The organism is Marinifilum breve (genome assembly GCF_003202155.1).
GTDB classification, from domain to species: Bacteria; Bacteroidota; Bacteroidia; order Bacteroidales; family Marinifilaceae; genus Marinifilum; species Marinifilum breve.
Genome location: NZ_QFLI01000003.1, coordinates 198,162 through 212,559 on the forward strand (window position 1 = coordinate 198,162; position 14,398 = coordinate 212,559).

The following is a 14,398-nucleotide window of genomic DNA, read 5'->3' on the forward strand; positions in this document are numbered from 1 at the left end:
ACAAACTAAATCAACCTATATGTTTAAAAAGATACCACATACTTATGTAATTGTATTTGCAATAGTTGTATTATCTGCAATATTAACCTGGATTATTCCAGGAGGAGAATTTGAGCGTACCACAGTAAATGTAAATGGTACCGACCGTGAAGTGATCGTTCAGGGATCATATCATCAGATAGAAAGTCAGGGACAGAGCTGGGAAATTTTCTCTTCTTTCTTTAAAGGATTTGTTGATAAAGCCGATATTATCATGTTTATTTTGGTAATTGGTGGTGCATTCTGGATTATGAATGCCAGTAAATCTATTGATGTAGGGATCTATTCCTTCCTGAAGTTTACTCAAAAACTAGAGAAGAATAAAACCATACGGAAAATTGGAGTCAACAATATTATACTGACCTTAATCATGCTGGTGTTTAGTGCCTTTGGTGCCACCTTCGGTATGAGCGAAGAAACCATTGCCTTTGTAATCATTTTTGTTCCAATGTCCATTAAAATGGGATATGATTCCATTGTAGGAGTTTGTATCTGCTTTGTTGCTGCTGGACTTGGATTTGCTGGAGCGCTTCTAAATCCTTTTACCATTGGAATTGCACAAGGATTATCGAACCTGCCTTTATTTTCAGGTATTGAGTATCGTTTATTTTGCTGGGTGGTGATTAATGTTATCGGATTTGCATTCATTTTAAGATATGCCGCTAAAATTCGCAAGAATCCACAAGCATCTTTGGTTTACACCGATGATGAATACTGGAGAAAACACAACGATACAGATATGGAAGAGTTGGAATTTTATACCCCAAAATCGGCATGGGTTACCTATTTCATTCTTTTGATTACCATGGTGGTATTCTCTTTCCATTATCCTATGAGTACTTTGAAAGTTGGTAATTCGGAAATGACTACCTATGTACTTCCGATTGTGACAGGTTTATTTGCAATTTTAGGTCTAGTATCTCTTCTTAAGTCAGTGCATTTCTACATTCTAAATCTTTTACTTTTCACAATCATTTATCTAATTGTTGGTGTAATGGGATATGGATGGTACATCATGGAGATTGCTACCTTATTCTTTGCCATGGGTATTTTCTCAGGTATTGCATTCAACAACACTGCTAACGAAATCACAAATCTGTTCCTTGAAGGATCGAGAGATATTCTTTCTGCTGCCATGATTGTAGGTTTAGCAGGTGGTATTCTAATTGTATTGGAAGAAGGAAACGTAATCGATTCTATCCTTTATTACATTTCACAATCGATGAACGATTTTGGGAAGATGGCTTCTGTTTCAATCATGTACCTGATCCAAAATATTATTAATGTAATTATCCCATCGGGATCTGCGAAAGCAGCTTTAACTATGCCAATGATGTCTCAATTCTCTGATTTAATTGGAGTATCACGTCAAGCAACTGTAATGGCATTCCAGTTTGGTGATGGTTTTACCAATATGATAACACCAACATCTGGTGTACTAATTGGAGTTCTTGGAGTTGCAAAAATCCCATATGACAAATGGGTGAAGTGGATTGGCGGATTTATGGCAATCTTACTCTTGTTAGGACTTTTATTGCTAATTCCAACCGTAACAATGGAGTTGAATGGATTTTAAAATATAAAATAAAGAGGCTGTCCGGAAAATTAATTGGACAGCCTCTTTTTCTTTTAAGTTTCTAAAAAATCAATTATTGTGGTGTTAATACCAATGTCCATGTATCTCCCCAGTCATCAGCAAGACCCGTTAAGGTAATAACTCCTGTCGATTCATCAACACTACCAGTACCTGAAATAGGAGAACCAAATGGCCCTGTAGTAGCTGTATAAGATATATCTCCACAAACATCTTTTATTGTACCAGGATAATCACCAGCTAAACCGTAAATATCATACCAAAACGTAAAAAGACCTCCTGAAAAATCTGAAATCGTATACACTCCGTTCGCTTCAGTTGGTGTCAATGTAATAGTTGATGTGAAATTAACCGCTGGGTTTTCACTCGGAGATGGTCCAGGGTCGGTAGAAGTACCATTAGCTACACAATCATAAACTCCATCAATGTTTGAAGCACAAGCTACGCTAATACCAACAAAAGGAGTATATAATGGCGAAGTTCTCACATCATCACTGTAATTAGGCCCACTTTCATCATAACCAATTACAACTGTTCCATTCCTTAGTTTAAAATCTGCGTAGAAAATAAACTCATCACCAGTGTTTAGATCATCGGTCGTTTCCAAGTCAGGAAACAATCCTATAATCCCAGCAACCGTAAGGCTCTTATTATATGGAAATTCTGTAAGTCCTGCTTCAATGGTAGCGAAAGAAGTAGCCTTAGTAACTACATTAACATAAGCAACTTTAACATCTGCTGAGGTCACGTCCCCATCAGCAAGATCCATTGAAAATCCAAATTCTCCCGCAGGATTAGCTTTATCGATAAAACCATCCAAGGTTAAATCTAATTTAAAATCAGGCACAGCCGATTTCATAGCTCCATCAATCTGATCAATACTCGAAGTAGAACAAGAAAAAAGTAGCCCTATTAAAAAAATTGATATTATATGTATTTTTTTCATAATTCTAATGTTTATTAATTGTCCCAAAAAATTGAATAAATCGATTGTTGTTTCTGATCTGGCGCATTTGAATTTGTATTAATCTCATTTGCCGGCCAATATATAGAAATAGGATAATCTCGTCCCAAGGTGGTTTCGGAATCAAGTAATGGATCACCTAGTGCACCATCTGAGTTTTGTCCTGCATCAATCTGGTATTCATTTGTACCATTAGGATTAGCTAAAACAGGGTATCCTGTTCTTCTGATATCGTTATACTGATCTGTAAATTTCCCAAAACTAGCAATCCACTTTTGAGTCATTATGATTTCCATTTTCTGATCCGCTGTTGCAGCATCAAATAGAGTAATAACATCATCAATGTAAGCTGTTACCTCTGTAGTTCCAGATAAGGTAGGGATAGACTGACTTGATCCATTGTTTTCAGCTATATCATCTACTTTGGCAAAAGCGGCTACTACAGCTTCTCGTAATTTAGCACTTGCATCACCAGTCACAACACCTGCTTGCATCAATTCAGCTTCAATAAACAAACGTTCGTAATAATTGATATATTGAAATGGAGCAACTCCTGTACCATCACTAGATCCAAGATCACCATCAGGACTACCCATTCCATCATCGTAACGTCCTCCACAAATATACATTCCTACCATTGTTCCTGATCCTCTTTGTCCACTATCACGACCATCACTAAGAGAACCAAATCGTATTGAAACAAAATCGGTATTAGGATCATGATAATCAATAGGATTCTGAGCCAACTCTCCTCCAGTCAATTGATTAAACCAATAATATGGAATTCGAGGATCTTCAATAGTGGTAAAATAAGATGTTGGATTCACTCCCATCATAATTTCATAGAACCAAGGACTTATGTACTGAGTTATCTGTCCACCACCATACTCTGCGGCAAACAAAGGATGCCTTTCGTCTTCTGGAGCTAAGGCAGATGCATATTTGAACTCAAAATCTTCGTCTAAACTACTAATCAGATTTCCTTCTGAGATAAGCGCATTCACGGCAGCCGCATCAAACAATTCAGGATAAAGACGTACATTATTGTACATTTTCAATTTTAGTGTATTTGCTGCTTTTATCCATTTATCAACATCTCCACCATAAATCAAGTCATCCCCTCCTGGTGTTAAACTATTCTCAGCTGTTTCATCTTTCAAATTTGCAATTGCTTCATCCAATAACGCAAATAATGTTGTATAAATCTGAACTTGGTCATCAAATTTGGGAGCTATTATAGATTCACCTAATTGATTGGCTTCTGTATAAGGAATATCTCCCCATATGTCTACAGCTTTGCTAAAGGCATCAACATGCATAATCTTTCCAATCCCAGCATAAATCATATTTCCTTGCTCAGTAGCAGTACCTATTAAGCTATTCATATTGGTATTGGTTAGATATAATTTCGACCAGGAATTTGAAATAAAATTACTTCCTGTCGATAAACCATATTGATCTGATTCTTCTCTAACCACGATTTGGTGTGTAAAAACTCCAAGGAAATTAGCCATCCAAAAATCTCCTGAGTTATATGTATCCGCAGCATCTTTCTGAATTTTAGAAGTTAGCTGATCCAAAGGTGCAACTGTAGGATTATTAGGATCTGTGTTAATATCAAGATAGTCATCACAACCAGTCACTCCTAATAACACCCCACAAATACATATTATAATTATATTCTTATTTATTTTCATATTTTCCTGTTTTTAGAAAGAGATCTTCACGTTAAACATATATCTTCTTGGATTTGGTGCAGCAGATTGCTCAATTCCTTGTACATTAGAAGCTCCAAAACTTGATATTTCTGGATCAAAATTGGTGTATTTAGGAATATTAGGAGCAAAAAACCATAGGTTATTACCTGTAAATCCCACAGATGCTCTGGTTAAAAATGTATTTTCCAACCATTTACTAGGAATAGTATAATTTAAACTAAGCTCGCGTAACCTATAAGTTGTTCCATCATAAATTTTCATTTCATCAGATGAATTAATCGCATAAGACTCACCAAAATACAAATTGTTCATATTTACACCTGTAGTATTTTGAATCGCATTACCATTATCATCCAAAATTGGTAATCCTGTATTAGGGTCCCCATATACTCCAGGAATAATATAAGTTCCTTCTCTGTCTTCTGTATCTCTTGTTACACCACGTCCCAATAATGAAGCTATAGTGTTAGAGAATACATCTCCTCCCTGTCTCCAATCAAAGAATATTCGTAAGGATAAACCTTTGTATTTAAATGTGTTTGTTATCCCAAGTCTGAAATCTATATTAGGATCTCCTATCACTTTTTGCTCATTATCTCTAATTAATTGTCCTGTAGTTCTGTCTATTAGCAAGTTGCCATTTTCATCTCTATAATTTGAACTTCCAACAAAAACACCCAGTGGTTCTCCTTTTTTCACAAAAGCAACCTCGTTCACATTAATGGCATATTGATCAATACCTTCAATAATCTTGGTTACCTCATTATTGTTTGTAGTAAATGAAGAAAATACCTCCCAAGAAAAACCATCATTAATTCTTACTGGAATTAACCCCAGACCAATTTCAACACCTTTGTTGGTCATTTCCCCAATATTGGTAAAATATGTCTGAAATCCTGTAGATCTTGGAACAGTTAAAGGCACCAATATATCTGTTGTTGTTCGATCATAGTACGTAGCGTCTAAAGTAATGCGACCTTCAAGAAACCTAAACTCTCCACCTATTTCAAATTCTTTAGTAAATTCAGGTGACAATACAGGGTTACTCAAACTAATTGAGTTTCTTATAAGATTTACTCCAAATGCAGAAGGATCTGTTATAAATACAGCATTGTTATCGTATGGACCTAATGCACCAACTCCACCTACTTTTGACCAACCTAAGCGCAATTTACCAAAGTCGATAGGTGTATCACTCAAATCAAAATGGTTTGTAAATACATAAGCAAGGTTAGCACCTGGATAGAAAAAATTAGTTGTTTCTTTACCCACGCCTCCCTCAGGAAGATAAAGAGCCGAATTCCAGTCATTTCTACCATTTAAGGTTAAGAAAAGATAATCTTTATATCCCAGAGTAGCTTGAGCGAATAAACCCATGATTCTATCACGCGTTGTATAATCATCAGTTACCGACTGACTTTTGGTATTTCGCAAAGTATAAATTCCTGGGTTGATAATTTCAGTTCCTGTAATTTTAAATACACTAACATCATTCTGACTCACATTGAGTCCTGCTGTTGCTTGAAGATTAAAATCTTCGCTTAAATCTTTATTCAGAGATAAAGTAAATGTAGACTCCAATCTTTCGGTTACATAAGCATTTTCTCTTATTTCTCCCAGACCTTCAGCTCCACGTGATCCTATATCTGTAACTGTTTTTTGTTCCTGAAGACTCTTGTTATAACCAGCATTAAAACCTGCAGTTAACCAAGGTAAAATCTCGTATGAGGCATTCATACCAAGTACAGTACGATCAATAGTCTGATTATTTGTATTGTGCTCCCATGACCAAAGTGGGTGGTCATAACCACCATTAGGAATAACAGGCTCTCCATTAGCATTTTCATATGGCCATTCTGTCCAGTTCCAATGACGTGCTGGCCAAAGAGCACGTGCAAACGAAGAGGCACCTCCACTTATTTGGTTATTACCAAACAAAGGACCATCTTGATCAACATGAGAGAAACTCATATTTCCTCCTACAGTCAACTTTTCTGATAACTTAGCAGTTCCTCCGAGAGCAAATGATTTTCTATTAAATCCACTGTGAGGGATATATCCTTTTTGGTCTACCTCAGACATTGTAAGATTAAATGTTGAAGTTTCTGCTCCATGAGTAATATTAATAGAATTTTCACGAATAATACCTGTGTCAAACAAATCCTTTACATTATTAGGACGAGCAACATATGCAATTTTATCTCCAAATTGATCTGGAAAATTGTCTAATAAATTATCAGGCGTTGGAATAGAATCTATAGTATTAAAAGCAGCTCCCCACGAACCATTGAAATTTGCATATTCGAAATTAGTTCCAGCTCCATACTTATTCTGATAATCAGGAAGGTTGCTTTTAATTTCTTCAAACCCATAGGAAGAAGTGATATTAACACCAAAACCTTTCCTTACACCTCCTACTGTTGATGCACCCGATTTTGTGGTAATTAATACTACCCCATTCGCAGCACGTGATCCATATAAAGCAGAAGCTGCTCCACCTTTAAGTACCTGAATATTTTTAATATCATTAGGATCGACAGAAGAAATCCCTGATGCAAATTGACCACCTACGATACTTGCATCACTATCAGTAGTTGCAATATTGTCATTAGAGTAAGGAACCCCATCAATTACAAACAAAGGCTGATTATCTCCAGTAAATGAGGTAGCACCTCTAATATTAATTTTACTTGCTGCTCCTGGTGCTCCTGTAGCTGATCCGATTGTTACTCCAGGAATCTTCCCTGTCATAGAACGAAGTATATCGGGCTCTGCATTGTCCAGTAACTCCTCTTCGTCTACCAAAGACACCGAGTATCCAACTGATTCTGGTACTCTTTCGATTCCAAATGCTGTTACCACAACTTCATCCATACCAATCGTTTCAGTTTCCAAAATCACATTAATAACAATTTGGTCACCAACTGCTATTTCCTGTGCAATCATTCCAACAAAACTAAACATCAGTATATCTGAAGGCTTTGCGCTTATTGAAAATTTACCTTCAATATCAGTACTTGTTCCCGAAGTAGTTCCTTTTATTACTACAGAAACACCTGGAATACCTAGACCATCTTCGGCGCTAGTAACAGTTCCTGTAATCTCACTTGTTTGAGCAATTATCAGTTGAATTGACATGATAAAAGCACAAACAATAAATATTAGTCTTTTCATGAAAAAAAATTTTTGATAGTATTTCTTTTAAAATAAGAGTGCATAATAACTACACTCGACATTATAAAGCTCTAATTCTTTTGGTTTTCGGGTGCTTATAAACTGTTAACACATACATTTTAATGTATCTGAAAACATTCACTAAGCAAAGTGGTAAGCATAATAATGTGATTGGTGCAAGCAACATCATTAACATCATCAGAATTGAATCTGATTCAGACGTTATCTGCTAAAAATGTGGTGGGTTCGGGGTTAAAGCTTGTAGAGATAGGAATTACAATCGTTACAATCCATAACAGTCGACATGAAATGAATAATATAACGATACTTAGACTACAAAATAAATGTAATCTACATGTTTTTTTAGTTAAATCCTGTTAGGATGTTTTGAGTAGTAATTTCATAATAAAAGTTTTTAGGTTAGTAGAATTGTTTTTGGCACTCCAAATATATTCTATAGAATTTGGAATTATTTAACATCATAATAAAGAGCCCTATATTTATTAGATGATTTACAAACATTTTACCCTATCTAATTTATCTCTTTTTTTTTAATATCAAAAAAAAAAGAGAAATCTTTTCAGATTTCTCTCAAATATTCAGTCATTTAACGAAATCAATCAGCTTCTGAAATAGCCTCTACTGGGCATATTTCTGCGCAAGCAGCACAGTCAATACAGGCATCTGAATCGATAACATAAATATCTCCCTCTGAAATTGCATCAACCGGACATTCATTAATACATGAACCACAAGCGGTACATTCATCTGATATAAGGTAAGCCATAACAATTCGTTTTTAATTGATAAATTACTTATAATGAACTGAATTAAAATTACGACTTGGTTTCAATCTAAACAAGATGTTAATATCCTAAATTCTTATTTAGAATTATTCCAATTAATCATTATATTTACTCCAACAAAACAATTAAACAGACTAAAAAATCATACATGGAATTCGAATATTCAACCACCACAGTATTAATAGCTTTCGGTTTGACCTTATTTGCAGGCCTATCTACAGGAATCGGAAGTGCCATAGCCTTTTTTGCTAAACGAACCAATACCAAATTTCTATCCCTATCGCTAGGCTTTTCAGCAGGTGTAATGATTTATGTATCTCTAGTTGAGATTTTTCAGAAAGCAAAAGATGCTTTGATTACCGATCATGGTGAAGTCGCAGGAACCTGGTACACGGTTATTTCATTCTTTTGTGGGATTTTATTTATTGCAGTCATTGATAAATTAATCCCTTCTTTTGAAAACCCGCATGAGGTTAAAAAGATTGAAGATATTGACGAGGCCAATATCAAAAACAAAAAATTGATGAGAATGGGTATATTTTCAGCACTAGCCATTGCCATTCATAACTTCCCAGAAGGATTAGCAACTTTTGCTGCGGCTCTTGCCGATCCAACAATTGCGATTCCAATTGCAGTTGCCATTGCAATTCATAACGTTCCAGAAGGAATTGCCGTTTCTGTACCTATTTACTATGCTACAGGAAGTAAGAAAAAAGCATTCTTACTTTCATTCTTGTCTGGTTTAGCAGAACCAATTGGCGCTTTAATTGGGTTTATTCTTATTTATTCTGTACTAGGCTTAAGCAATACAATATTTGGTGTATTATTCGGAGGTGTTGCAGGTATTATGGTTTTCATTTCATTGGATGAACTACTCCCTACCGCGGAAGAATATGGAGAACATCACAATGCAATTTATGGATTAATTGCAGGAATGGCTGTAATGGCTGTGAGCCTTTTGCTATTCTTGTAAAAAAATGGGATTTAAAATCCTTTACTCTATAAGCCCTGATTACAAATCAGGGCTAGCTTAACTTTCTATTTTGCCTTAGCGTTCTTCTTTTCTTCTCTTTGAAAGTATCTACAATACTCTTTTAATCCGCATGGTTTACATTTGGGTTTACGAGCCAAACAAACATATCTTCCATGGAGAATGATCCAATGATGAGCGGTAGCAATCAATTCTTCTGGAATATAGCTCACTAAAACTTTCTCCGTTTCTAATGGTGTTTTGGATTTGGTTGTTAACCCTAACCTTTCTGAAACTCTGAAAACATGAGTATCCACCGCCATTGCAGGTTTATCGTAAACAACTGATGCAATTACATTCGCCGTTTTCCTACCAACTCCAGGAAGCTTTTGTAGTTCTTTTACATCATCAGGAACCACTTCCTTAAAATCCTCTACCAGCATTTTTGCCATTCCAAGCAAGTGCTTTGCCTTATTATTCGGATATGAACAAGACCTTATCAAATCGAATATATCATCTTGTGTTGCATGAGACAAATCAAATGCTGTTGGATACTTATCAAATAATGGAGGTGTTATCTGGTTTACCCTTTTATCGGTGCATTGAGCCGATAAAATTACGGCAACTAATAATTCATATGGATTGGTATAGTTCAACTCCGTTTCAGCAACTGGCATGTTCTCCTGAAACCAAGCTATTATTTTTTCAAATCTTTCTTTTTTACGCATAGTTAATTCTGTTTTACAATTGCGAGCTAACGAAATTAATAAACTCTAAGGAAAAACCTTATTTACTTACAGAAAAGTAAGTATTGAAATACTTATTCTTAAATTTGCATCACAATTTTAGAGAAGAACACAATGATATCATATTTACAGGTTGAAAACCTAAGCAAAAGTTACGGAGATCTAACACTATTTGAAGGCATTAGTTTTGGAGTTGGCCAAGGTCAAAAAATTGCATTAATTGCAAAAAATGGTACCGGAAAAACTTCCCTTCTAAATATTATTGCAGGAATCGACTCGCAAGATTCAGGAGATGTAATTTTTCGTAATGATATCAAAGTTGCTTACTTGCAACAAAACCCAAACCTGGAAAACAGCAATACAGTTCTTAACGAAGTTTTTAACTCAGATGATCCTGTGCTTTCTGTAATCAGAGAGTATGAAAAGGTAATTAGCTTGAATGATCAGGAAAAAATGACTGAGATTCTTGAAAAAATGGATCAATACAAAGCCTGGGATTACGAAAATAAAGTCAAGCAAATTCTGTCTAAACTTAAAATCACCAATTTCGATCAGGTAATAGGACAACTTTCGGGTGGACAAAAAAAGAGGGTTGGATTGGCAAAAGTATTGATTACGGATCCTGATTTTTTAATTCTGGATGAGCCAACCAACCATTTGGATCTGGAAATGATTGAATGGTTGGAGGAATATTTGAACAAGTCGAAAGGAACATTGCTAATGGTTACTCACGATCGTTATTTCTTAGATCGAGTTTGTAATGAAATCATTGAAATGGATGCAAATTCCATTTACACTTATAAAGGAAACTACTCCTATTATCTTGAGAAAAGAGCCGAAAGAATTGAAAACATAAATGCTGAAGTTGGTAAGGCTCAAAAGCTTTTAAAAACGGAGCAAGAATGGATGCGAAGAATGCCTCAAGCCCGTGGAACAAAGGCTAAATATCGCATTGATGCTTTTTACGAATTGAAGAAAAAAGCTGCAGCTGGGTTTAAGGAAGACAGTATGGAGTTGGATATCAAATCAGCTCGACTGGGAAAGAAAATTTTAGAACTGGAAGGATTGTACAAAAACTTTGGTGATCTGAAAATTCTTGAAGACTTCAGCTACAAATTTCAGCGAGGCGAGAAAATTGGTATTGTAGGTAAAAATGGAACCGGGAAATCTACTTTTCTAAATATCATTACCAGAAATCTGGAACCTGATTCGGGATCTATTGAAATTGGTGAAACCGTTGTTTACGGTTATTACAAACAGGATGGAATTACAATCAACGAAAATGAGAAAATCATTGATGTAATAAAGGATATTGCTGAATCTATTGATCTAGGTAATGGCAAGGTAATGTCGGCATCTCAGTTTTTGGAGTATTTCCTTTTTCCGCCAAAAACACAATACAACTATGTATCAAAATTAAGCGGTGGAGAAAAACGCCGATTGTATTTGATGACGGTTTTAATGAAAAATCCAAACTTCCTGATTTTGGATGAGCCTACAAATGATTTGGATATCATGACACTGAATGTTTTGGAAGAATATCTAATGAACTTTAAAGGTTGCTTAATCATTGTATCTCACGACCGTTACTTTATGGATAAGGTGGTTGATCAGATGTTCGCTTTCGAAGGAATGGGAAAAATCAGAAACTTCCCTGGCAACTACACCATATACCGTGATACAATTGCCGAAGAGGAAAAAGAGCTTAAGAAAATTGAAAAGCCTGCAAAACCTAAAAAAGAAAAACCAAAATCTAATAACACTGCTAAAAAGCTATCTTTTAACGAAAAACGCGAATTTGAGCAATTAGAAGTTGATTTAGAAGCATTAAATTTCGAAAAAGAGGAGTTAGAAACTGCAATGAGCTCTGGTACATTAGCCAACGACGAATTGATGCAGAAAGCAAGTAGAATTGAAGAAGTGATCAACTTAATAGATGAGAAAGAGTTACGTTGGCTAGAATTGAGTGAACGTGCCTAATTGTTAACTACTGTTAAACATTTGTGTTTTTTTTGAGAATGGTGATAAAATTAAGAGCTTTGTATTTCTACAAAAGAGCTGAATGAAAGATTTTACAAGCGGAAACGTAAGCAAACTAATTTTTAACTTTACACTACCAATGCTATTGGGAAACGTATTTCAACAACTTTATAATGTTGTTGATAGCATTATTGTAGGTAAAGTTTTAGGTAAAGAGGCCTTGGCTTCGGTAGGTGCATCATTTCCAATCATTTTCACACTAATTGCATTGCTGATCGGAATAGGATCGGGCTTCTCAATTGTTATATCTCAATTTTATGGAGCTAAGGATATTAACAGCGTAAAAAAGTCCATTGATACGATGTATATTTTCCTCTTTGTAGCAGGGTTGTTTGCATCAATATTTGGCATTTATTATAGCGAAGAGCTTTTTCTTCTTTTGCAATTGCCGCTTGAGTTAATTCCACAGGCTACCACTTATCTAAACATTTATATGGCAGGAATGATCCTGTTCTTTGGATTTAATGGTACAAGTTCGGTTCTGCGAGGTTTGGGAGATTCTAAAACTCCTCTCTATTTTTTAATTCTTGCATCACTTTTTAATATCCTATTCGATGTACTCTTTGTAATGGTTTTTAAATGGGGCATTGCAGGTGCGGCCTGGGCTACAGTGATTGCTCAGGGAGGAGCATTTGTAACTGGTATCTTATATCTTAATCGCACCCATAAAATCATGAAGTTTTCATTATCAAAACTGAGTTTTGATAATGATCTTTTCATCAAGAGTTTAAAAATTGGTTTACCATCAGGAATTCAACACACATTTGTAGCCATTGGAATGATGGCTTTACTGGGAATTGTAAATACTTTTGGTACCGATGTTATTGCCGCCTATACCGCTGCAGGTAGAATAGATTCTCTTGCCATGATGCCTGCCATGAACTTTTCGCAGGCCGTTGCTGCATTTGTAGGACAAAACCTAGGAGCCAACAAAATAGAACGAGTTCGAAAAGGATTTAAGGCAACATTTTTAATGTCGAACCTGTTCTGCATTTTAATGACTGCCATAATTGTGATATTCGGAAGTCAACTCATGAAAATGTTTACCACAGATCCCAATGTAATTGCGATTGGCGAAAAATACTTAATCATTGTGAGTTCGTTCTACCTTTTGTTTTCTACTCTATTCACAACAAATGGTGTATTACGTGGAGCTGGAGACACATTAATTCCGATGTTCATTACCCTATTCTCTTTATGGATTATTAGAATTCCTGGTGCATATTTTCTTTCTGCTAAAATTGGAGAAACCGGAATTTGGTGGTCTATTCCAATTGGATGGTCAATGGGTGCTCTTCTTTCCTATTTATACTATTTGACTGGAAAATGGAAAAGTAAATCGGTTGTTCCAAACAAAGCTTGATTCCTACAATCCAATTAGTTTGTAATTCCACTTCAATCTCTTACCTTTGCGGAAATAAATATTTCGTATATGTTAATATCGATGACCGGCTTTGGTAAAGCCACTCTAGAATTGGAAAACAAAAAGGTTTCCATCGAAATTAAGTCTCTAAACAGCAAGCAGCTGGATATAAATACCAGAATACCGAACCTTTATAAAGAAAAGGATTTGGTTCTTAGGAACGAAATCAAAAATCAGCTTGAACGTGGTAAAGTTGAACTGTCTGTATTTATAGAGAGTGTTGGTACCGATAAAGAAACTAAAATAAACAAACCAATTGTTGAAGCTTACTATCAACAGCTTTCCGAACTTTCTTCAGAATTAGGTATTCCTATGGATAAAGAGCCTATTCTTCAAACCATCGTTAAGCTTCCGGATGCCCTAAAAACAGAGCACCAAGAGCTGGACGAAGAAGAATGGAATCAAATTTTTGCAGGATTTAAGTCAGCTGTTGCTGATTTAAACTCATTTAGAAAGCAAGAAGGAGAAGCTTTGCAAGTGGATATATTTGAACGCATCGCCAATATTGAAAAACTATTGAAAGAGGTTCCTCAGTACGAAGCAAAACGTATCGAAACTGTTAAAACAAGAATTAACGATAACCTTAAGGATTTTGTTGAAAAACAAAATGTAGATAAAAACAGATTCGAGCAGGAAATTATCTATTATCTTGAAAAGTTAGATATTACCGAGGAAAAGGTTCGTTTAGAAAACCACTGCAAATATTTTATCGAAACGGCTAAGAATGGCAAATCAATCGGTAAAAAATTAGGTTTTATCGCTCAGGAAATTGGTAGAGAGATAAACACATTAGGATCGAAAGCAAACGATTCTGATATTCAAAAAATAGTGATTCAGATGAAAGACGAGCTGGAGAAGATAAAAGAGCAGCTCTTAAATGTCTTGTAAGATATAAAAACGAAATTCAACAGAAGCGTAGGGTCA

10 protein-coding genes are annotated in these 14,398 nt (G+C 35.4%); 5 read left to right on the forward strand and 5 right to left on the reverse strand.

Translation table 11 applies throughout. The features are described 5' to 3' along the window. The first annotated feature begins 19 nt into the window (after nt 1-19). Nucleotides 20-1,615 (forward strand): YfcC family protein, encoded by a 1,596-nt coding sequence (locus DF185_RS08485; protein WP_110360325.1) that lies wholly within the window; start codon nt 20-22, stop codon nt 1,613-1,615. A gap of 73 nt (nt 1,616-1,688) precedes the next feature. On the opposite strand, the gene DF185_RS08490 is transcribed toward DF185_RS08485, so the two are convergent. The 4 genes from DF185_RS08490 to fdxA form a co-directional block, all read right to left on the reverse strand. Next, nucleotides 1,689-2,579, reverse strand: a complete 891-nt coding sequence (locus tag DF185_RS08490) for a BT_2262 family domain-containing protein (RefSeq protein ID WP_133250002.1) — start codon at nt 2,577-2,579, stop codon at nt 1,689-1,691. 14 nt (nt 2,580-2,593) lie between these two features. Further along, entirely contained in the window at nt 2,594-4,294 is a 1,701-nt protein-coding gene (locus DF185_RS08495; RefSeq protein ID WP_110360327.1) for a SusD/RagB family nutrient-binding outer membrane lipoprotein, read from the reverse strand. A 12-nt stretch (nt 4,295-4,306) separates the two neighbouring features. After that, nucleotides 4,307-7,489 carry a SusC/RagA family TonB-linked outer membrane protein gene (locus tag DF185_RS08500; RefSeq protein ID WP_110360328.1) on the reverse strand — a complete coding sequence of 1,061 codons (3,183 nt, stop codon included), beginning with the start codon at nt 7,487-7,489 and terminating at the stop codon, nt 4,307-4,309. Nucleotides 7,490-8,105: 616 nt separating this feature from the next. Continuing rightward, nucleotides 8,106-8,276, reverse strand: a complete 171-nt coding sequence (fdxA, locus tag DF185_RS08505) for a 4Fe-4S ferredoxin (RefSeq protein ID WP_110360329.1) — start codon at nt 8,274-8,276, stop codon at nt 8,106-8,108. Nucleotides 8,277-8,443: 167 nt separating this feature from the next. Between fdxA and zupT the strand changes: the two genes are divergently transcribed. After that, complete coding sequence (zupT, locus tag DF185_RS08510) at nt 8,444-9,268, forward strand: zinc transporter ZupT (RefSeq protein ID WP_110360330.1); 825 nt, start codon at nt 8,444-8,446, stop codon at nt 9,266-9,268. Between the two features lie 65 nt (nt 9,269-9,333). Here zupT and nth read toward each other — a convergent pair whose 3' ends face one another. Then, nucleotides 9,334-9,993: an endonuclease III gene (nth, locus tag DF185_RS08515; RefSeq protein ID WP_110360331.1), complete on the reverse strand. Its 660-nt coding sequence runs from the start codon at nt 9,991-9,993 to the stop codon at nt 9,334-9,336. 132 nt (nt 9,994-10,125) lie between these two features. On the opposite strand from nth, the gene DF185_RS08520 reads away from it, so the two are divergent. The 3 genes from DF185_RS08520 (at nt 10,126) to DF185_RS08530 (ending at nt 14,362) form a co-directional block, all read left to right on the forward strand. Then, nucleotides 10,126-11,991, forward strand: a complete 1,866-nt coding sequence (locus DF185_RS08520; protein WP_110360332.1) for an ABC-F family ATP-binding cassette domain-containing protein — start codon at nt 10,126-10,128, stop codon at nt 11,989-11,991. An 82-nt stretch (nt 11,992-12,073) separates the two neighbouring features. Then, the gene (locus tag DF185_RS08525; RefSeq protein ID WP_110360333.1) at nt 12,074-13,414 is read left to right on the forward strand and encodes an MATE family efflux transporter; all 1,341 of its coding nucleotides are present in this window, start codon (nt 12,074-12,076) and stop codon (nt 13,412-13,414) included. A 69-nt stretch (nt 13,415-13,483) separates the two neighbouring features. Next, nucleotides 13,484-14,362 carry a YicC/YloC family endoribonuclease gene (locus DF185_RS08530; protein ID WP_207784608.1) on the forward strand — a complete coding sequence of 293 codons (879 nt, stop codon included), beginning with the start codon at nt 13,484-13,486 and terminating at the stop codon, nt 14,360-14,362. Nucleotides 14,363-14,398: the final 36 nt, after the last annotated feature.